The sequence below is a fragment of the Irregularibacter muris genome, from assembly GCF_024622505.1.
In the GTDB taxonomy this organism is placed as follows: Bacteria; Bacillota; Clostridia; order Eubacteriales; family Garciellaceae; genus Irregularibacter; species Irregularibacter muris.
The window spans coordinates 96,392-116,133 of sequence record NZ_JANKAS010000009.1 but is presented as its reverse complement, the minus strand read 5'-3'; the positions used below and the strand labels follow the sequence as shown (position 1 = coordinate 116,133).

The 19,742-nt window shown below is 39.1% G+C and carries 17 protein-coding genes and 1 pseudogene; all 18 read left to right on the top strand.

Annotated features, from left to right (window positions below; genetic code table 11):
• Positions 1-670 precede the first annotated feature (670 nt).
• A pseudogene (locus NSA47_RS15515) lies at positions 671-1,119 on the top strand (FAD binding domain-containing protein); the annotation flags it as partial.
• Positions 1,102-1,545 (top strand): FAD binding domain-containing protein, encoded by a 444-nt coding sequence (locus NSA47_RS15510; protein WP_306811157.1) that lies wholly within the window; start codon positions 1,102-1,104, stop codon positions 1,543-1,545. The pseudogene NSA47_RS15515 and the gene NSA47_RS15510, both read left to right, overlap by 18 nt.
• 41 nt (positions 1,546-1,586) lie before the next feature.
• Positions 1,587-2,051 (top strand): (2Fe-2S)-binding protein, encoded by a 465-nt coding sequence (locus NSA47_RS10680; RefSeq protein ID WP_257531816.1) that lies wholly within the window; start codon positions 1,587-1,589, stop codon positions 2,049-2,051.
• Between the two features lie 20 nt (positions 2,052-2,071).
• The gene (locus NSA47_RS10675; protein ID WP_257531814.1) at positions 2,072-3,346 is read left to right on the top strand and encodes a xanthine dehydrogenase family protein molybdopterin-binding subunit; all 1,275 of its coding nucleotides are present in this window, start codon (positions 2,072-2,074) and stop codon (positions 3,344-3,346) included.
• A gap of 1 nt (position 3,347) precedes the next feature.
• Positions 3,348-4,328 (top strand): xanthine dehydrogenase family protein molybdopterin-binding subunit, encoded by a 981-nt coding sequence (locus tag NSA47_RS10670; protein ID WP_257531812.1) that lies wholly within the window; start codon positions 3,348-3,350, stop codon positions 4,326-4,328.
• Between the two features lie 18 nt (positions 4,329-4,346).
• The gene (locus tag NSA47_RS10665) at positions 4,347-5,405 is read left to right on the top strand and encodes a PTS sugar transporter subunit IIC (RefSeq protein WP_257531810.1); all 1,059 of its coding nucleotides are present in this window, start codon (positions 4,347-4,349) and stop codon (positions 5,403-5,405) included.
• Positions 5,406-5,719: 314 nt separating this feature from the next.
• Positions 5,720-6,616 (top strand): NAD(P)-dependent oxidoreductase, encoded by an 897-nt coding sequence (locus tag NSA47_RS10660; protein ID WP_257531808.1) that lies wholly within the window; start codon positions 5,720-5,722, stop codon positions 6,614-6,616.
• A gap of 2 nt (positions 6,617-6,618) precedes the next feature.
• Complete coding sequence (locus tag NSA47_RS10655) at positions 6,619-8,025, top strand: L-serine ammonia-lyase, iron-sulfur-dependent, subunit alpha (protein ID WP_257531807.1); 1,407 nt, start codon at positions 6,619-6,621, stop codon at positions 8,023-8,025.
• Between the two features lie 13 nt (positions 8,026-8,038).
• Entirely contained in the window at positions 8,039-9,244 is a 1,206-nt protein-coding gene (locus NSA47_RS10650) for a 3-isopropylmalate dehydratase large subunit (RefSeq protein WP_257531805.1), read from the top strand.
• Between the two features lie 3 nt (positions 9,245-9,247).
• Positions 9,248-9,766, top strand: coding sequence for a LeuD/DmdB family oxidoreductase small subunit (locus tag NSA47_RS10645; RefSeq protein ID WP_257531803.1), 519 nt, complete (start codon positions 9,248-9,250; stop codon positions 9,764-9,766).
• The gene (locus tag NSA47_RS10640; RefSeq protein WP_257531802.1) at positions 9,766-11,622 is read left to right on the top strand and encodes a cobalamin-dependent protein; all 1,857 of its coding nucleotides are present in this window, start codon (positions 9,766-9,768) and stop codon (positions 11,620-11,622) included. Before NSA47_RS10645 ends, NSA47_RS10640 begins: the two co-directional genes overlap by 1 nt.
• Positions 11,623-11,776: 154 nt before the next feature.
• The gene (locus NSA47_RS10635; RefSeq protein ID WP_257531799.1) at positions 11,777-12,919 is read left to right on the top strand and encodes a 2-methylaconitate cis-trans isomerase PrpF family protein; all 1,143 of its coding nucleotides are present in this window, start codon (positions 11,777-11,779) and stop codon (positions 12,917-12,919) included.
• Between the two features lie 11 nt (positions 12,920-12,930).
• On the top strand, positions 12,931-14,343 hold the full coding sequence (locus NSA47_RS10630; RefSeq protein WP_257531797.1) for a glutamate mutase L: 1,413 nt from the start codon (positions 12,931-12,933) through the stop codon (positions 14,341-14,343).
• 29 nt (positions 14,344-14,372) lie between these two features.
• A complete protein-coding gene (locus tag NSA47_RS10625; RefSeq protein ID WP_257531795.1) occupies positions 14,373-15,239 on the top strand; it encodes an isocitrate lyase/PEP mutase family protein in 867 nt (288 codons plus the stop codon).
• Between the two features lie 121 nt (positions 15,240-15,360).
• A complete protein-coding gene (locus tag NSA47_RS10620; RefSeq protein ID WP_257531794.1) occupies positions 15,361-16,521 on the top strand; it encodes an amidohydrolase family protein in 1,161 nt (386 codons plus the stop codon).
• A 22-nt stretch (positions 16,522-16,543) separates the two neighbouring features.
• Positions 16,544-18,061 carry a 4Fe-4S binding protein gene (locus NSA47_RS10615; RefSeq protein WP_257531793.1) on the top strand — a complete coding sequence of 506 codons (1,518 nt, stop codon included), beginning with the start codon at positions 16,544-16,546 and terminating at the stop codon, positions 18,059-18,061.
• Positions 18,062-18,063: 2 nt separating this feature from the next.
• On the top strand, positions 18,064-18,909 hold the full coding sequence (locus tag NSA47_RS10610) for a UPF0280 family protein (protein ID WP_257531792.1): 846 nt from the start codon (positions 18,064-18,066) through the stop codon (positions 18,907-18,909).
• A 220-nt stretch (positions 18,910-19,129) separates the two neighbouring features.
• Entirely contained in the window at positions 19,130-19,717 is a 588-nt protein-coding gene (locus NSA47_RS10605; RefSeq protein WP_257531791.1) for an amino acid synthesis family protein, read from the top strand.
• Positions 19,718-19,742: the final 25 nt, after the last annotated feature.

Genomic DNA, 19,742 nt, shown 5'->3' with positions numbered 1-19,742 from the left:
GAGAATTAAAGAGAAACTTGGATGGCTAAGTCCAGTGCAATACAGACTTAGTCTTCAGGCTGCATAAAAATAGCGAGGCAGCCGAAACTGTCTCGCTAATAAAGTCTAACTTTAAGGGGTCACCTCAAATAGGGATGTCTTTTTAGTTTAAAGAAAAGTTGAGCTTGCTAGTAAGGGACTAAATATTTCCATAGTATTACAGTGGACGCAGCCGCTTTCTTGTTAGGAGAAAATGTCATTACAATAGTGGAATGAGCTATTTCAAAAATGAAATGCAGAATAGGCCTGAAATCATAGAAAAAAGAGCAATATCTATAAAACTATTTCACTATTGAAATGCACTGTAAAAATTAGGAAATAAAAGGATGAAAATAAATTAAAAAAAAGGGCTAATTTTGTAGAAAAATGTTGTAAAATATCCTTATCAGTTTAAGGCATCGCCAGTGGAAAGGGTAGATAGAGAAAAAGAATTTTTAGTCAGATTGTATACATGATGAAAATTTAACATATTGGCAAGCTTGTTGCATTGTATAATTATTGGATTTCATTAAAAGATTCTGTTTCAAAAGAAGAAGCAGGATAGAGACTTGAAATATAAGGTTTATTGATAATAAGCAATACCATGAACAATTAGTCTTGGTTAAGTTAAATTTTTAACAGGAGGGATAAAATGAAAAACATTGATTATTCTGCCCCAAAATCCGTTGAAGAAGCAGTAGAAATTTTAAAAGGAGCAGATCAAGGTACCCAAATCATTGCAGGAGGTACAGATATTATCATTCAAATGAATAGAAATATTAAGTCTCCTCAAAAAGTAGTGGATATTAAAAAATTAGTGAGTTAAAATATGTAAAAGAGGAAAAGGATTTTATAAAAATAGGAGCCTTAACCCCCTTTCACATTATAGAGAATTCAGAAATTATCAACAAAAATGCTAAGGCCCTGGCTATTGCATGTTCAGAAGTGGGATCACCTCAAATAAGAAACTTGGGTACCATAGGAGGAAATATTGTAAATGCTTCTGCTGCTGGAGATTCCATAGCTGCACTTATGGCTCTAGATGCCTATGTTACTTTAACAAGCAGTAGGGAAGAAAGAATCATGAGCCTTGAAAAGTTTTATCAGGGAGATGGAGACTGTCAAATTCGAAAAGATGAAATATTAACAGAAATCTTTTTTAAAACTCCCAGTGAAAATGCAGTCACTAGCTTCAGAAAACTAGGAAAAAGAAAGGCCTTAGCCATTGTAGTGATCAGTATTGGTGCCCTCATAGAAAAAAATGAGGAAAATATATGTACAAAGGTACACATTGCTTTAGGAGCCATTTCAAGATATCCAGTAAGGGTCAGAGAAGCCGAGGAAATCTTAATCAATAAGGAACTTAATGAAGAAAATATAAATAAGTGTATAGAAAAATTATCCCAAGTGACAGATAGCAGTGTGCAAAATTCACCCTTTAAGGATTTAGCCCTTTATAAAAGAGAAAGTATGAAGGGGATCTCCACAGAAGTGTTTGATCATATCCTAATGCAATTCAAGGCATAAGCAGTTACCAAAAATTACAGGGATTAGAGGAGGATTAACCATTGGAAAAAGTAAAAATTTCATTCAATCTTAATGATAAGGATGTCATAGTAGAAGTAAATCCAAAGAAAAGATTATTAGATATGCTTAGGGAAGACTTTAAACTTACCAGCGTAAAAGAAGGGTGTTCTGAAGGGGAATGCGGGGCTTGTACTGTAATCGTCGACAACAATGCAGTAACTTCTTGTCTAGTACTAGCACCTCAAGTGGACGGAGCTTCGGTAATTACCTTAGAAGGATTAGCTAAAAATGGAGAACTAGATACATTGCAACAGTCCTTTATTGATGCTGGTGCCGTACAATGTGGATTTTGTACTCCCGGTATGATCCTTTCCGCTAAAGCTTTACTCATGAAAAACCCTCATCCTAGTAAGGAAGAAATTAAAAGGGCCATGTCTGGCAACCTATGTCGTTGTACTGGCTATGTCAAAATTATAGATGCAGTTGAAAAGGCAAGCAATAAATAGATGAAAGGAGGAAAAAATCTATGGACAATTATAAGGTAATCGGTAAAAATGTAATAAAGAAGGATTCCTTAGACAAAGTACTAGGAGAAGCACTATTTTCAGCGGATATAGAATTTGATAATATGCTCTATGGAGCAGTAAAAAGAAGTGAAGTTCCTGCTGCCATAGTAAAAAATATTGATACCACAAAGGCTGAGTCTTTACCAGGAGTCGTTAAAGTATTGACAGCAAAAGATATTCCAGGACACAACGCAGTGGGCATTATCATAAAGGACGAGCCGGTATTGGTAGAAGACCAAATAAGAAGGATAGGGGATGCTCTAGCCATCGTAGCCGCAGAAACCAAAGAGATTGCAGAACAAGCTGCAGCTCTTGTAGAAGTAGAGATTGAAGAATTAGAAGGGATATTCACCATAGAGGATGCTCTCAAGGAAGATGCCCATAAAATTCATGGAAACTCCAACCTTCTTCAGGAAAGTGACCTCATCAAGGGAGATGTGGAAGAAGCCTTTAAACAATGTGATGTAATTGTAGAAAACACCTATAAAACAAACTTTGTTGCCCATATGTTTATTGAAACAGAAGCTGGAGTAGCAAAATATGAAAATGGAATTTTAAGTTTTTGGAGTTCCACTCAAAACCCCCACTTTGACAGGGGAGAAGTAGCAAGAATGCTCAATCTTCCCCAAAGTAAAGTAAGAAGTATTCAAGCTACTACGGGAGCAGGATTTGGAGGGAAATTGGATATTTCTGTACAATGTCATGCAGCCCTGTTGGCCTATTATACAGGAAGACCTGTAAAGTTTACTAGAAATAGACATGAATCCATGCTTCTTTCTTCCAAACGTCATCCTATGACCATGAAAGTAAAAACAGGAGCGACGAAAGAAGGGAAAATTCTTGCCATGGATGCTTATGTTACAGGGGATACAGGAGCTTATGCCTCCTATGGACCAGCGGTAATTGCTAGAAATATGACTCACTTAACAGGCCCTTACGAAATCCCCAATGTAAGGATAAAAGCTGCCTTTGCTTATACCAACAACCCAATGGCAGGGGCCTTTAGGGGATTTGGAGTTCCCCAAGCGGCTATAGCCCATGAGGGACAAATGGATATTTTAGCGGAAAAACTATCCATAAGCCCCTACGAAATTAGAATGAAAAATGTCCTAAGGGCAGGATCCATCACAGCGACTAATCAGAAATTATTCGATAGTGTAGGGATTGCTGAAACCATAGAAAAATCTATGGAGAAGGCCAAGGAAGTTATTTTTAATGATGGTGAGGTGAAGTAATATGAAAAAAAGAGGAACGGGAATAGGATGTATGTGGTATGGAATAGGCAATACCGGTTTGCCTAATCCAGCAGCTGCCTTTGTAGAGGTCCATGGAGATGGATCAGTTACGGCCCTAGTAGGATGTGCGGATATTGGACAGGGCTCCTCTACCGTCATGGCACAAATTGTTGCAGAAACCTTAGGGGTTGATTATGAGGATGTTCATGTTATTGCTGCAGATACGGGAGTTACCCCAGAGGGAGGGGCAACTTCTGCTAGTAGACAAACTTATATTTCAGGAAATGCCTGTCATTTAGCCGCCAAAATGGCAAAGGAAACCTTAGTTAAAGTAGCGGCGGAAGTATTGGGAGTTAGCCCTGAAGAGGTAGATTTGAAAAATAAGAAAGCGATTGTAATACAGGATACAGATCAGTTTCTATCCTATGGTGAACTCATGGGAGAAATGAAGAAAAGAGGACTCATTGCTTTAGGAAGCGGTTCCTTTAATCCAGACACTACATCCCTAGATCCCGTTACTATGCAGGGAATTCCCTATGCTTGTTATGCTTTTGCTACTCATGTTGTAGAAGTGGAAGTTGATACACTGACAGGAGAAGTCCATGTGTTAAAGGTGGTAGCAGCCCATGATGTGGGGAAAGCTATCAATAAAAAAATGGTAGAGGGACAAATAGAAGGTGGATATTCCATGGGAGCAGGTTTAGCCCTTTTAGAAAAGGTAGAAGTAGAAAAAGGGAGAATAACAAACCCTGATTTTTCAAAATATCTAGTCTATACTATGGCAGATATCCCAGAGATTTATCCTATTATTGTAGAAGATCCTACCTCTACAGGTCCTTTTGGAGCAAAGGGAGTAGGAGAACCAGCTTTAATACCAGTAGCACCTGCGATTTTAAATGCTATTTATGATGCTATAGGGGTTAGATTTACAGAAGTACCTGTAACTCCTGAAGCCATCATAGAAGCTTTAAATAAAAAATAAAATAAGGGGGATTTATACATGGAGGAGAAAACTATGCCGACACCCACAGACAAAAAAGAAAGCTTTTTAAAGAGAAAGAACATTGAGATTTCTGTACAAAGATATTTAATTGACGCCATGAGTTTTATGGCACTAGGACTTTTTGCATCTTTATTAATTGGTACCATTCTAAATACCATAGGAGACAAGCTGCATATTCCTTTTCTTACTGAGACCATCTGGCCTCTAGCTAGGGATATGTCAGGGGCTGCCATAGGGGTAGCTATAGCCCACGGTTTGCAGGCTCCACCTTTGGTTATGTTTTCAGCAGTTATTATAGGAGCTGCAGGTAATGCCTTGGGAGGACCAGTAGGGGCCTTTATCGCCACAATCATTGGAACAGAATTTGGTAAGATGGTTTCTAAAGAAACTAAGTTAGACATTATTGTTACTCCAGCAGTCACCATTATTGTAGGTGTTTTAGTGGGTTCTGTTGTAGGACCTGTAGTAGGATCATTTATGACTGGTTTAGGATCGCTTATTATGTACGCGACTACCTTACAACCATTTTTAATGGGAATTTTAGTATCTGTTATCGTAGGAATGGCTTTAACTTTACCTATTAGTAGTGCAGCTATCTGTATGATGTTAAGTCTTGGAGGCATAGCGGCAGGTGCAGCCACTGCAGGATGTAGTGCCCAAATGGTAGGATTTGCTGTGATGAGCTATAGAGAAAATGGCTGGGGAGGAGTTGCAGCTGTAGGTTTAGGAACATCCATGCTTCATGTACCTAATATCGTAAAAAACTGGAAGGTATGGATACCTCCAACATTAGTCGCGGCAATTACAGGACCTTTAGCTACCTTAATTTTTAAAATGGAGGGTACACCCATGGGAGCAGGTATGGGTACCAGTGGATTTGTAGGCCAGTTTGGAACCATTAATGCTATGGAAGCAGTAGGTAAGGGTGGATCATCAATGTATATTGGAATACTTCTATTACACATTATTATTCCAATAGTTTTAACCCCTATTATTACGAACTTTATGAGAAAGAAAAACTGGATAAAAGACGGAGACTTAAAATTAAATATGTAATCTAACTATAATAAATAGAAGTGTACAATTACACTTCTATTTATTATTGTAGTATAAAATTATCATTGTAGAAGGGAAAAAGCCTTTCACAATATAAAATACCATTTCATATGTGAAAGACTATCGAATGCCTTAATTGGGTAATTTCCCCCATGATACAATGGAAGCATTTCATATGTGAAAGATAAAGAGGAAAATATCGATAAAATAAGCCTAAAAAGGCGTTAAAATTTTGGCATGAAATTTGCTTATATATTAAGATAGTAATGACAAAGAAAAATATTTTAAAAGATATTTTAAATAGGAGGCTAATTATGAATATTGGTTTTGTTGGTTTAGGAGTAATGGGAAAAAGAATGGCAGCAAATGTTTTAAAGGGAGGATATTCTCTAACGGTATTTGATTTGAACAAAGAAGCAGTAAAGGAATTAGTGGATATGGGAGCTAAGGAAGGACAATCCCCTGCCCAAGCAGCTAAAGAAGCAGATGTTGTTTTTACATCCCTTCCTAATTCTATGATTGTGGAAAATGTTATCTTAGGAAAAGATGGAGTACTCGAGGGAATGGAAGAAGGAAGGACAATTGTTGATTTAAGTAGTATTACTCCCAAATCTATTCAATATATCGCTCAAAAAGCCCAAGAGAAAAATGTACAGGTTTTAGATGCCCCCGTAAGTGGAGGCGCTGCAGGAGCAGAAAAAGGTACTCTTACATTGATGGTAGGAGGAAATAAGGAGAAATTTGAGCAGCTTCTTCCTGTACTCAATCATATTGGCACAAAGGTTACCCATGTAGGGGATGTGGGAGCAGGAGATACGGTGAAACTTGTGAACAATCTTTTACTAGGAGTGAATATGGTCGCTGTTGCAGAAGCTCTGTCCTTAGGAGTGAAAGCGGGTCTTAAACCTGAAGTACTCTATGATATTATCAGCCAAAGTTCAGGATCATCCTATGCCTTAACTGCAAAATACAAAAACTTTATCGCTAAGGGAAACTTTGAGCCAGGATTTATGATTGATTTACAATACAAAGATTTACAACTAGCAGTGGATACCGCTAAGGATTTAAAAGCTCCTTTAATGATTGGAAATCTATCTCAGCAAATGTATGAAATGGCTAGAGCAAAAGGTTTAGGAACAGAGGATATATCTGCTGTATTAAAATTATATGAAGAATGGGAAAATGTTGAAGTGAGAGAGGAGCAAGCTTAATTATGGATATAAAAAAGATGATTGAGGAAAGGATGCCTCTTACCCTTGGGGAAATCATAGACATTGCGGAAAAAGCTAAAGTAAGATTTGTGGATGTAGTATTAGAAGAGACAGAAATTCAAACGGGTAAGACCAAGGATGAGATATTAAAAGAAGTTTTAAAGGAATTTGAACATAACTTAAAAGCTATAGAAGTGGGAATAACCACAGGGAGCAGTTTATTATTAGGAACTACGGGGGCACAGTTAAATAACATTGAAGGACCTAAATTATTTAAGGATGAATTTGTGGATAATGCCCTTACTTACACTATAGCTGCTCAAGTGGGCAACCATGGAGTAGGATTAAATCCCTGTGCGGGAACAGGAGATTCTTGCCCATATACAGGCTTTATTAAAGCTATGATGGATGCCAATTATCAAGAAGAAAGAATTGCTGAAATAGCGGCTATTTTATTAAAAGTAGGCTCTATGTTCAGAGTAGGAAAAACCAGTACAGGATGTAATATGGAAGGTTTTGGAGCAGGATCTGCAGCAGTAGCTGCGGCTCAAGTAGAATTATTAGGTGGAAGCCCTAGAGATGCAGAAAGGGCAATGGTGATTGCCATTTCTCCTACCATTGGTGTGCCTTGTACTCCACGGGTTATGGTGCCAGCTCTATGTGCTACCCATATTGGAGGAGCCATACTAAATGGAACCATGTCTGCAGGATTAGCTGTAAAAACAGATATGGAGGTCAATGTACCTGTAGATGTTATGCTAGCGATGGCAGCAGAGATTCATCCTATATCGGCTAAAGCTTTGGTACCTACCGTAGTAGAGTTTATGCAACCTTTCTTTAAGACCAAAGCCCCAGTAGAAAGGCTTATTGATCCATCCATTAGGGAAGAGGAACAAGCAGAAATCAAAAAGACTTTGGAGAAAGCCAAGGAAGTGTCTAAGAAATTAGCAAAGGGTGCAAGACCCATTACAAATACCTTGGGAGAAGCTGTAGTAGGAGGAAGTAGTCAAGCTGTTGGTTCTCCTACTAATACAGGAAGAATAGCCCATGAATTGGCCAAGGGTAAGATTAAAAAAGTAAAAATAGAACTTTACCCAGAATTATTTGCAAGAAGAGGTATCAATGTTCCTGGAGTACTTATGGGAGCTGTTTATGGATCTTCTACTGCCGACGGAAAAATGTATAAAGAGGTTATGGACTTGGTAGAAAAGGAAGGGATAGAAGTAGAAATCCTTAAAGACGAAGAATACCAAGTACAAAGAGTTACTGTGATTACTGATGAAGGAGAATTCATGGTAGATGCCCTAAATAGAGGTGGTGGACGTTTAGTACTTCGGGATGCTACACCTTCTAAAGAGCAAGCCATAGATATCGCCAATAAGCTAGGAATCGTATTAGTGGAAGCGTAGGAGGAATAAGACTATGAATATTATAGAGAGAATGATAGCTCACAAAGCCAATAAAGAATCTGTAAAAGTAGGAGAGGAAGTAAGCGTTAAAGTAGATTTGGCCATCGCCCATGACGTTACAGGCCCCCTAGCTATAGATCAATTCTTGAAAATAGGAGTAAATCAAGTATTCGACAAAAACAAAGTAGTATTTGTAATAGATCATAATATCCCTTGCTCTTCAGAGGCCTCTAGGGTACAACATAGAACGATCCAAGAATTTAAAGAAAACTTCGGTGTTAAAGTATATGGAAGATCTGAAGGGGTTATCCATCAGGTGATTATGGAGGAAAAGCTTTATAAAAAGGGAGATATTGTAGTAGGTGCGGATTCCCATACCTGTACGGCAGGAGCCCATGGAGCCATCGCCATTCCTTTAGGTTCAACCGAGATTGCTGCAGTTATGGCTCTAGGAGAACTGGATATGGAAGTGCCTGAAACCTATCTCATCAATATAGAGGGAGAATTACAACCCGGAGTATATGGAAAAGACATTATCTTGTATGTGATTGGAAAATTTGGCACCAATGGTTTTACCGATAAAGCGGTTATCTTTGGTGGAGAGACCATTACCTCTTTACCTTATGAAGAAAAAATGACCATCTCCAACATGATGATTGAAATGGGCGCCATGATTGGCTATATTGATCAAGGAGATGAAGAAATAGGGAAAGTAAAAGAAACTTATCATATTAAGGCCCAAGACCTTAAACCGGTAGCAGCCTGTCCTTCTTCCCCTGGCAATGTAAAACCTATTGCAGAAATCCAAGGACGCAAAATTGTTCAAGGGGTTATTGGAAGTTGTACCAATGGTAGATTTTCCGATATGAAAATTGCTGCAGAGATATTAAAGGGCAGAAAGGTTGCTGAGGGAGTTAATTTGATTGTAGTACCTGCCTCTAAGAACATTCTAGAAAAAATGGAAGAAGAAGGACTGACGAAAATCTTTAGAGATGCAGGAGCGGTTGTCACCAATCCAGGATGTGGACCCTGTTTTGGAGCTCATCAAGGGCTTCTTTCTAAGGGAGATGTAGCCATATCCACTACCAATCGAAACTTCCCAGGAAGAATGGGCCATAAGGAAGCAGAAGTTTATTTAGCTTCCCCTAGAACAGTAGCAGAAAGTGCAGTACAGGGATGTATCACCCACCCTGGCACTGTAGTGTCTTTGGAGGGATAATCAATGGAGAAAATAAAAGGAAACGCCTTTCTATTAAATGAAAATGTAGATACCGATCAAATTCTTCCCGGCTATGCTATGTCATACCCCGTGGAAGAACTCAAAAAAGTAACCCTAAGGGGAAGCATTATCTCAGATTTTCCAGAGCGGGTAAATCCAGGGGATATCATCTTAGCAGAGCATAACTTTGGCTGCGGTTCCAGTAGAGAACAAGCTCCTGTAGCTTTGAAAAGTTCAGGCGTGGGAGCAGTAATTGCCAAATCCTTTGCTAGAATTTTTAGAAGAAATGCCATTAACATAGGTCTTCCTGTCATTACCTGTGATGCAATAGATACCATTAAGGCAGAAATGAACCCAAAAGATGAGTTTGAAGTAGATATTCTAGCAGGGATAATTACTAATGTAACTATCCAAAAACAATACCCTCTAAATCCTCTATCTCAAACGACTCTAGAAACTCTACAAGCAGGAGGACTAATCAACAAAGTAAGAGCAAAACTAATGGAAAGAGGTGCCATCTAATGATTAAGGCAAGACCAAATACCGAAGCAATTATCAGAGAAGATATTGATAAAATTAAGGCCTATGAAAAAGCCTTTGGAGTAAAAATGCCTTCCATTGATGCAGAAGGGAATATTCAAGATTTACCAGAGGCCTATCCTAGAGAGGTCAATGGAGTGGTACGTAGTGGTTATAGATTATCTGAATTAGGGCGTAAGGCTGTGGAAACTGGGAACCCAGTACAAAACCCTATCTTGGGAAGAAACAGTGCAGAGGAAACCTTTAATGAATCAAAACACATGTATGATAGGGCAGAAAAATTGGGCATTACCCTATTTCAATTTGTCCATTCAGAAGCTACTCGCCATATTGATCCTTTAGATGGAATAGAACTTATCGAACAATCTAGAGGAAAGGGCGGAATTACTCCAGCAGGAGAGCGAGAATTTGTTCAAATGGGAGGAGGTAGCAAACATCCCATTAGAATTAATGCTACTGGGGACACTACCCATCTTAATGTATTAAATGCACTAATTGCGGGTTTTGATGGAACAGATATAGGACCTGTTATCCACGTTCACTTTGGAGGTAGAGGTATCCATGACTTCAAAACCAAGGTAATTAGTGGCTATAAAGCCATACAAATATGTGCGGAAAACCATATGTTTGTTCAATTAGATACTCACAAACATATTAACAATATTATGGGTACAGATGGAATGGCCTTAGCCATGGTACTTTTATCTGAGGGATTAGCTGTAAAAGCTGGATTAGATAGAGCTTTAAGTGCCATTCAAATGAATGTTGGAGGCATCAACCTTTTAGCTGATCTAGCTTTAGTTAAAGCCTTTAGAGAGACCATTTGGAGCGAATTCATCATTGCTGTACCTGAAACCTTTCAAAATCCACCAGCTGATCTTATCGCAGAGCAAGCCCACTTTGCAAGAATGGCTGTTAGTGCAAAATTAGCAGGGGCAAACTTCTACAGACCAAAGGCAGCTGAAAATGTAGGTATACCTACAGGAGAATCCATGGCTAAAGCTATTTGGGCAACACAAAATGTATTTGATAATACTTATAAAGTAGAAATAAAGGATCCCTATATTGACAGGAGAAAAGAAGAAATTCAAGCTGAAGCTATGGCAGTTCTTACTACTGTATTAAAGAAAGACAAAATGTTACAGGTAGAGGAAATCAATGCAGAATTCTGGCGGCAGTATGAGGCAGAAGAGTTGATTGAACTTATCGTAGAAGCAGGAAAAAGCGGTATTTTAGATACTCCACGAGCTGGAGGATGGGATCTAAAAAGATTTGTTAAAACCAATCGAGATGTCGACGGCATCAGGAGATATGTAGCAGGTTATACTCCCCTAGGTGTAGAAGAAAAATATATGCCTGTAACCAAGGAAAACGTTGTGGTAGATGGGGAAAATGAAATCACAAAAAAAGAGAAAGTAGTATTAGCTACCGTAGGAGCAGATGCCCACGTAGTAGGAATTAATATGGTAAAAGAGGCTATTGAGAAGGCGGGTTATGAGGTTATATTCTTAAGAGGAATGAACTTACCAGAAACCGTAGCAGAAGTAGCAGCAGAAACTAAAGCCAGCGTAGTAGGAGTAAGCAACCTATTAGGTTTAGGTAGAGAATTATTCCCAAGAGTAGGCAAAAGATTAGAAGAGCTAGGACTTAAAGACGATGTGGTATTACTAGCTGGAGGAAGAATTGGAGAAAAAGAAGAAGAACATGAAGCTTTAGAAAGAAAAATTCGAGAAGAAGGTACAGCCTTTCTAGGTGTAGACAACTTCTTTGGACCTGGAACAGACCTAGAGGAGTGCGTAGCCTGGATAGAAGGAGAATTAGAGAAAAAGAGAAAATAATGTTTTATATGTAGAAGATAGAGGGGAACTAAAGTCCAGTATAATGTCATCCTGAGGAGTTAAGGACGAAGGATCTTGACCCCCAATAGTAGCTTTCAGTTGATCGGAAGGTTGCCCTCTATTATATAATACATTTTAACAGGGAGGAATAAACGTGGAACAGTTGAAAACACCTGTAGTTATCATGAGAGCAGGGACCAGTAAAGGAATATTTATCAAAGAAGAAAACTTACCCAAAAACCAAGAAGAAAGAAATCAACTGATTTTAAAAATCTTCGGTAGTCCGGATATCAGACAAATAGATGGTTTAGGAGGAGCAGATCCCCTAACGAGTAAACTGGCTATTATCGGCCCTTCCACCAGAGAAGATGCCGATGTAGATTATACCTTTGGTCAAGTATCCTATGTAGCAAGCAAGATTGATTATTCGGGGAATTGCGGAAATATCTCCTCAGGAGTAGCTCCCTTTGCCGTAGATGAAGGATTAGTAAAAGTAGAAGAGCCCTATACCACAGTAAGAGTACACAATACCAATACTGGGAAAATATTGGTAGAAAAAGTACAGGTAATGGGTGGGAAAACCCAAGTAACTGGCGATTATGCTATAGCAGGAGTACCAGGTACCGGAGCAGAAATCTCCATAGATTTCTCTGATACTGCAGGAGCCGCAACAGGTAAACTTTTACCTACTGGTAATGTAGTAGACAAAATAGAAGTAGAAGGTTATGGAGAAATAGAGGCTTCTTTAGTGGATGCAGCCAACCCTGTAGTTTTTGTAAGAGCAAAGGATTTAAAGCTAACAGGTATAGAAACTCCTTCTCAAATCGATGAAAACAAAGAACTATTGAAAACTTTGGAAGAAATCAGAGGAAAGGGAGCACAAATGATGGGATTGGTAGACAATTGGGAAGAAGCAGTAAAGGTAGCCCCAGCTTTCCCAATGATTGCCTTTGTATCTCCTGCCCAAGACTATAAGGATTTTACTACAGGAAAAGACATCAAGACAGAAGATGTAGACTTTGTATCAAGGCTGATGTTTATGCAAGTAGTACACAAAACCTATGCAGGTACAGCAACCATCTGTACAGGCGCAGCTGCAAGAATAAAAGGAACCATTGTCAATGAAGCAATGGAAGATAAGGGACAGGAAAGTGTACTGCGAATCGGTCATCCAGCGGGGGTAATTACCATTGATGTAGCAGCTCATGAAAAGGATGGACAGTGGGCGCTAGAAAAAGCAGCCATAAGCAGAACAGCAAGAAGAATCATGGATGGAAATTGTTATACAGTAAAGTAAGGGTGAAAACCATGGAAAAATATGATTATTTAATTATAGATATAGGGAGCACCTATACTAAGCAAAGGCTCTTTAAGGACGCAGAGTTGATAGCCACCGTACAATCCCCTACGACTATTGAAAATATCTATCAGGGAATTCAAGCCGGACGCAGGGAGATGGAGGATATTCTGGGGGAAGAAAAGATAGAAGCTAGACATGTCCTTTCTTCCAGTAGTGCGGCAGGAGGCCTGAGGATGGTAGCTATGGGCTATATGACCCGGGTGACTGCAAAGGCAGCAAAGGAAGTTGCCATGAATTCAGGGGCAAAAATTCTGGAAATTGTCTCCAACGAAAATCCACCGGAATATCGGATAGAAATCCTAAGGGAGATCGATCCCGATATTATTCTTCTGGCAGGGGGAACAGACTTTGGAGATGAATCTTCCCTTATAGAAAACGCTGCCCTCATTGTAGAAAGTAAAGTCAAAGGTGTAGTGGTCATTGCTGGAAATATCAATGCCCAGGATAAAGTAGCAGAAATATTGGGAAAAGGCCAAGTAGCCCATATTAAAGTCCCTAATATCATGCCCACTATCCATAAACTAAGAGTCAAGGAAGCAAGGGAAGCTATTCATAGGGAATTTATTAAGCAGATTACCAAAGCCCAAGGATTAAGTATATTACAACAGGAAATTACCAATGATTTGGTGGTTCCCACTCCTGGGGCAGTATTGATGGCATCGGAACTCTTGGCTAAAGGGACCTATTTAGAAAAAGGTTTAGGAGAAGTTATTGTAGTGGATTTAGGAGGGGCAACCACCGATATCCACTCAGTTATTCCCAGTCTAGAAGACTTAGATGATGAGGAGAGAGGGCTCATTGTCAGCAATGAAAAACAAGTATCCTATAGAACCGTCGAGGGAAACTTGGGGATGAGAATCAGTGCCATGGGAGTATTGGATGTTATAAGCCCTAAGGGTATTTTTCATAAAAAAGGGTTGGATGATTCAGAATTACTAGAAGAATTCCTTCAATACTGTAAAAACATGGAGAAAACCCCTAGACATATTGCCAGTAACCAAAAAGAGTATCTCTTTGATACTTTACTTGCGGAAACAGCTGTAGAAATTGCCTTAAAAAGACATGCAGGCTATATTTCTACAGTAGCCGATCCTGTAACAGGCATTATGCCTGGTATGCCCATTGGAAGGGATTTGAGAAATGTACAGACCATCATAGGAGTGGGCGGGATATTCTCCCACCGAGAGCCAGAAGAAAGCAAAAGCATTTTAAAAAATGCCTTAAAGGACAAAGGAATTTCCCTTTTGCCTAACAAGCCTGAAATACTCATCGATGAAAATTATTTACTCTATACAGGCGGGATTATATCTCAAATTGATGAGGACTATGCAATGCAGGTATTAAAAAATCAATTTAAATAATAAAAAATATAAACTTTGGAGGTTTAATAATGAAAAAATCAGCCCTATTAAGACAATTACTAGCAGACAAAGAAATACTTGTAGCACCAGGTGCCCATGATGCCCTAACCGCAAGAGTTATTGAAAAATCAGGATTTAAAGCAGTATATATGACAGGATACGGCCAAGCCGCCAGTGTATTAGGGAAACCTGATATTGGACTTTTAAGTATGACTGAAATGCTAGATAGAGCTAGAAAATTTGCCAGTGCAGTAGAAGTTCCTGTAATCGCTGATGGGGACACAGGCTTTGGAAATGCAGTAACCGTAATGAGAACAGTAGAAGAATATGAAGCTGCTGGAGTAGCGGCTATTCAATTAGAAGACCAAGTAGCACCTAAGAGATGCGGCCATATGTTAGGAAGAAAAGTAGTAAGTATGGAAGAGATGGTAGGAAAAATCAAAGCTGCTGTAGCCGCAAGAAAGGATCCAGACTTTGTAATTATTGCCCGTACTGATGCTCGTACAGTTCATGGAATTGATGAAGCCATTAAAAGAGCGAAGGCTTACGAAGCAGCAGGAGCTGACGTTATCTTTGTAGAATCTGTAGAAGATGAAGCAGAAATGAAAAGAGTAAATGAAGAAATAAACGTTCCTACCCTTGCCAACATGGTAGAAGGCGGAAGAACACCTCTTTTGAAAGACGATAAATTAGAAGAATTAGGTTATGACTTAGTCATTTATCCAACAGCTTCTACTTATGTAACAGCTAAGGCAATGTTTGACCTTATGAAGTCCTTAAAGGATAGCAAAACTACTGCAGAGTACACAGACCATATGATTACCTTTGCTGACTTCAACGACTTAGTAGGATTAGGCGATTATGGTAAAATGGAAGATGAGTTTGTAAGAGAGTAAAACTTGATTCAGTCAGAGCGTGAGATAATTTGCCCTAACTGGATTTTAGTTAAAAGGAATTTTTTAATTAAAGGTCTAAGGACCAAAAAATATTTAACTAAAATATAGGGAGGTAGTTAGAATGGCAAGATTAGGAATCAAAAATATTGGAATTTTAGTATCAGGAGATGTGAAAAACCCAATTTTAAAAGCCAACACTATTGTTGTGGAAGATGGAAAGATTTTAAAAATAGGGAATGAAGAATTATTAGAAGAATATTCTTGCGATAAGGTCATTGATGCTAAGGGTACAACTGTGGCCCCAGGACTTATCGATTCCCACGTTCATCCAGTATTAGGAGATTTTACACCTAGACAAAATACTCTAGGCTTTATTAATAGCTCCTTACATGGCGGAGTAACCACTATGATATCCGCAGGAGAACCTCATACTCCAGGTAGACCAAAAGATCCAACTGGGACAAAAGCCTTAGCTATTTTAGCTCACAAAAGCTCTAAAAATGCTAGACCCGGTGGAGTAAAACTTCATGGAGGAGCCCTAATCCTTGAGAAGGGGCTAGTAGAAAAAGACTTTGAAGAATTGGCTAAAGAAGGATTATGGTTAGTAGGAGAGGTAGGATTAGGTTCTGTCAACAAACCAGAAGAGGCGGCTCCTATGGTAGAGTGGGCCAAGAAAAATGGCTTTAAAGTAATGATGCATACAGGAGGAACATCTATTCCAGGAAGTAGTACCATTACTGCCAATGATGTTATTAAAACAAATCCAGATGTAGTATCCCATATCAATGGAGGACCTACTGCAATAGCTCCAGAAGAAGTGGATAAAATCATAGAAAACACCAATATGGCATTGGAAATTGTACAATGTGGAAACTATAAGATTGCAAAGCACACTGTAAATACAGTAAAAGAAAAGGGAGAGCTTGAAAGAATTATTATTGGAAATGACTCTCCTTCAGGTTCTGGAATTATTCCTTTAGGAATTTTAAGAACCATTGCCTATATTGCTTCTGAAACAGAGGCTACTCCAGAGGAAGCAATATGTTTTGCCACAGGAAATACTGCAAAAACCCATGATTTAAACGTAGGGCTTATTGCAGAAGGGAAAGAGGCTGATTTCATCATTATGGATGCTCCCTTAGGCTCTATAGGGGAAGACAGCTTAAAAGCCCTAGAAGCAGGAGATATTCCTGGTGTTTCCATGGCCATTATCGATGGCGAAGTTATGTTTACCAAGAGTAAAAACACACCACCTGCTACCCATAGTGCTGTAATTAACTAGACAATAATAGGGGGAACAGCAAATGATAGAAGTTATTCTAGATAAATGTATAGGCTGTAAAATATGTGTTAAGAATTGTCCCTTAGATGCTATAGAAGTTGTAGACAGAAAAGCCCGTCTAAAGGATAACTGCGTAACCTGTGGAATATGCGTTAGAGTATGTCCAAAGGATGCCTTGGAAAAGGTTGAAGAGGTAACTGGAGGGACTTTAAGATGTACTCATTGCCCTGTAGGCTGTATCATCCCCGAGGGGAAAACAGGAGCATGTACAAGATACACCCATAGCAATGGGGAAATCATTCGAAATAGAAAATTGGTTGTAGATGCTATTACCCGAGTTCCTGAAAGTATAAACCTTCCCTACAAGCCTTTAATTACTGCTGTAGGAAGTGGGACAGAGTATCCATGCTGTAAACCTGCACCCTTTATTGTACAGGACAATATCCAGGGGGTAGACGTAGTAACCGTAGTTACAGAAGCACCCTTAAGTTATAGTGGCGCCAAGGTCAAAATAGACACCAATATGCATATTGGCGAAGAGGGAGCTAAAGTGAAAAGAGATGGCAAGGTAGTGGGTATGATTACTACCGAAGAATATGGGGCAAAAATGCTTACCATAGGAGGGGCTAACCTTCTTAGTAATGGAAACGATGGGTTTGTCGTAGCCAGAACTATAGTGGATCTATCCAATGGAAGAAGAGTAATCCTTAAAGTAGATAAGGGAAGTACTTTAGAACTTCAACAGGGAGAAGCACCTGTCATTGACGGAGTAAAAGAAAAACTTATGAGAGTAGGCTGCGGAAGTGCAACTATAGGACTTTTCGCAAGACATCTTGCTAAAGTAGTTAATGAAGCCATCGTTCTTGACTATCATGTCATTGGACTTCTTTCTGAGCACCTTGCTGGGGAAGAAGTAGGACTTACCTATACAGGAGTAGTCCCTTACGGTGTACGAAGCACGAGAGGAAGATATTTTGGACAACATGGTCATGGATGGGGAGGAACAGAAATAGTAAATCCAGTAGATGCTGTTGCTTCTGTAGACATGAATCGCTCTAAAGCTGGGGATACGATATTGGTTACCGAAACCACTGGCCAAAAAGCAGCCTTGTTAGAAATTCAAGAAGATGGTTCAGTAAAAGAAATTCCTATGACAGAAGAAGTATTAAATGCAGTGAAATTGATTTCTGATACCTGTGAAGAATCCGTAGTTTCCATCATCTATACTGGTGGAACAGGAGGAAGTGCAAGAGGTGGGGTAACTAGTTTTCCAAGAAAGTTAACCGATGCTATCCACAAGGAAGAAATCAATATGACCGTAGCAGGAGCACCTGTATTCATTCTTCCTGGTGGAGGAATAAATTTCATGGTAGATGTAGGAAAAATGGTACCAGAAGCTACTACATGGGTACCCACTCCTGCCACAGTAGCTCCTGTGGAATATACCATGACTAGAGACAAATATGAGGAATTAGGCGGACATACAGATAAAATTATTACTAAGGCAGAGCTTTTAAAAAGACTTGAAGAAGAGGAATAATTATGCTGGAAAAACTAGGTGAGGGCAAAGTTTTTATAGACCACGGACCTATTCAAATGGTGATTACAACCTATCTACACAATAAAATATCTGAAGAAATAGCCATGGAAGTAGGGGCTAAGGTGCTGGAAGAATTCCAGCAGCTTTCCCCCCTAATCTCCAACTTAAAGCAAATGCATTATTATGGAAAGCCCCAGAAAAATTATCCTGCAGTATTAAATAAGATGATTGTGGCAGTGGAGAAAAGTGGCTATAAAGATCTGAATATCTTAGGTGCAGTGGCTGGATCCTTTTCAGATATTGCCCTAGAAAAAGCTTTAGAGTTAGGGGCTACTAGGGTGATTATCAATAATGGTGGTGACATTGCTCTTAGGGATGTTCAAAATCATCCTATAAAAGTAGGTATTCCCTATAGTCGTGGGGAGAAAAAAGGTCAATTGATCCTATCCCTCACGGGGAATGAAGGTATTTATGGAATTTGTACCAGTGGACTAGGAGGAAGAAGCTTTACTAAGGGGATAGCCACAGCAGCTGTGGCCTTAGCAGCTGACGCCGCCACTGCCGATGCCTGTGCCACCTATATAGGAAACATGACCGATGTAGAGGATGAAAACATTCTTCGGTGTAGAGCAGAAGAAATAGATTCAGAAACAGATATTAAAGGCCAGATGGTTACCCTAAAGGTAGGCGCTTTAAGTCAAAAGAAAAAATATAAAGCCCTTATGAGTGGTTTAAATGCAGCAGAAGAGCTATATACAAAAGGTATTATTAAAGGATGCATCATCCTTATAGAGGATACCATAGTAAAGTATCCTGATGATCTAGAGGTAGAGATGAAAGAATTATAAAATAACTTGTTGTACTAGTTAAATGGAGATTTTGCTTTGCGTAGAGGTTTAGAGAATGCTCATGAAGCTGGATAGGCATTATAAGTCAAGTGTTTGAGTGTAGCGAGTTTTTGACGCTTGCCTAGAAGGCGAATTTACAAACTCTTAGCTCCGAAGCATTGGCAAAACGGAATTTAACTATCACAATAGGTAAAAATAATAAATTCAAGGAGGTTACAAAATGGAACTTAAAATCAGAAAGTATTATACTGTAGTAGAGGAAATCAAAAAAGATGGTTTAAAAGAAGTAGAAGGAAAAGAACATAAAAGAGTAACTATTGCTGTAGTAGCAGAAAATCCCTTTGCTGGAAAATATGTAGAAGATCTTTCTCCATTATCTGATTGGGCAGAATCTATGGGATTAGAATTAGTAGAAAAAGCCTTAAAAGCAGCAGGAATTGATCAAAGCGAAGCAGAGAGCTATGGAAAAGCAGCAATCGTAGGAGGTAATGGTGAGTTAGAGCACGCTGCAGCATTATTACATCCATCCTTAGGAAAACCTTTCAGAGACGGATTAGGTGGCGGAAAAGCAATCATTCCATCAGCGAAAAAAATGGGCTATCCAGGTTGTGCAATAGATGTGCCAGTACATTACAAAGATGCAGCCTTTGTAAGAACCCACTTTGATGCCATGGAAGTAAGAGTACCTGATGCTCCAAGAGACAATGAGCTAGTACTTATCCTTACGGTAACAAACTGTGGAAGACCTCATCCAAGAGTAGGTGGCTTAGAAATATCCGGAATAAAAGGTGAAGACGGCTTAAGATAGAGTAATCAACCTGAGAAACCATGGA

Excerpts from the sequence above, each read along its gene's own strand:
- NSA47_RS10640 (WP_257531802.1), top strand. The coding sequence starts at position 9,766 with ATGATTAAGGCAAGACCAAATACCGAAGCAATTATCAGAGAAGATATT.
- NSA47_RS10655 (WP_257531807.1), top strand. The coding sequence starts at position 6,619 with ATGGATATAAAAAAGATGATTGAGGAAAGGATGCCTCTTACCCTTGGG.
- NSA47_RS10650 (WP_257531805.1), top strand. The coding sequence starts at position 8,039 with ATGAATATTATAGAGAGAATGATAGCTCACAAAGCCAATAAAGAATCT.
- NSA47_RS10615 (WP_257531793.1), top strand. The coding sequence starts at position 16,544 with ATGATAGAAGTTATTCTAGATAAATGTATAGGCTGTAAAATATGTGTT.
- NSA47_RS10620 (WP_257531794.1), top strand. The coding sequence starts at position 15,361 with ATGGCAAGATTAGGAATCAAAAATATTGGAATTTTAGTATCAGGAGAT.
- NSA47_RS10660 (WP_257531808.1), top strand. The coding sequence starts at position 5,720 with ATGAATATTGGTTTTGTTGGTTTAGGAGTAATGGGAAAAAGAATGGCA.
- NSA47_RS10610 (WP_257531792.1), top strand. The coding sequence starts at position 18,064 with ATGCTGGAAAAACTAGGTGAGGGCAAAGTTTTTATAGACCACGGACCT.
- NSA47_RS10665 (WP_257531810.1), top strand. The coding sequence starts at position 4,347 with ATGGAGGAGAAAACTATGCCGACACCCACAGACAAAAAAGAAAGCTTT.
- NSA47_RS10670 (WP_257531812.1), top strand. The coding sequence starts at position 3,348 with ATGAAAAAAAGAGGAACGGGAATAGGATGTATGTGGTATGGAATAGGC.
- NSA47_RS10645 (WP_257531803.1), top strand. The coding sequence starts at position 9,248 with ATGGAGAAAATAAAAGGAAACGCCTTTCTATTAAATGAAAATGTAGAT.
- NSA47_RS10675 (WP_257531814.1), top strand. The coding sequence starts at position 2,072 with ATGGACAATTATAAGGTAATCGGTAAAAATGTAATAAAGAAGGATTCC.
- NSA47_RS10605 (WP_257531791.1), top strand. The coding sequence starts at position 19,130 with ATGGAACTTAAAATCAGAAAGTATTATACTGTAGTAGAGGAAATCAAA.
- NSA47_RS10625 (WP_257531795.1), top strand. The coding sequence starts at position 14,373 with ATGAAAAAATCAGCCCTATTAAGACAATTACTAGCAGACAAAGAAATA.
- NSA47_RS15510 (WP_306811157.1), top strand. The coding sequence starts at position 1,102 with ATGAGCCTTGAAAAGTTTTATCAGGGAGATGGAGACTGTCAAATTCGA.
- NSA47_RS10630 (WP_257531797.1), top strand. The coding sequence starts at position 12,931 with ATGGAAAAATATGATTATTTAATTATAGATATAGGGAGCACCTATACT.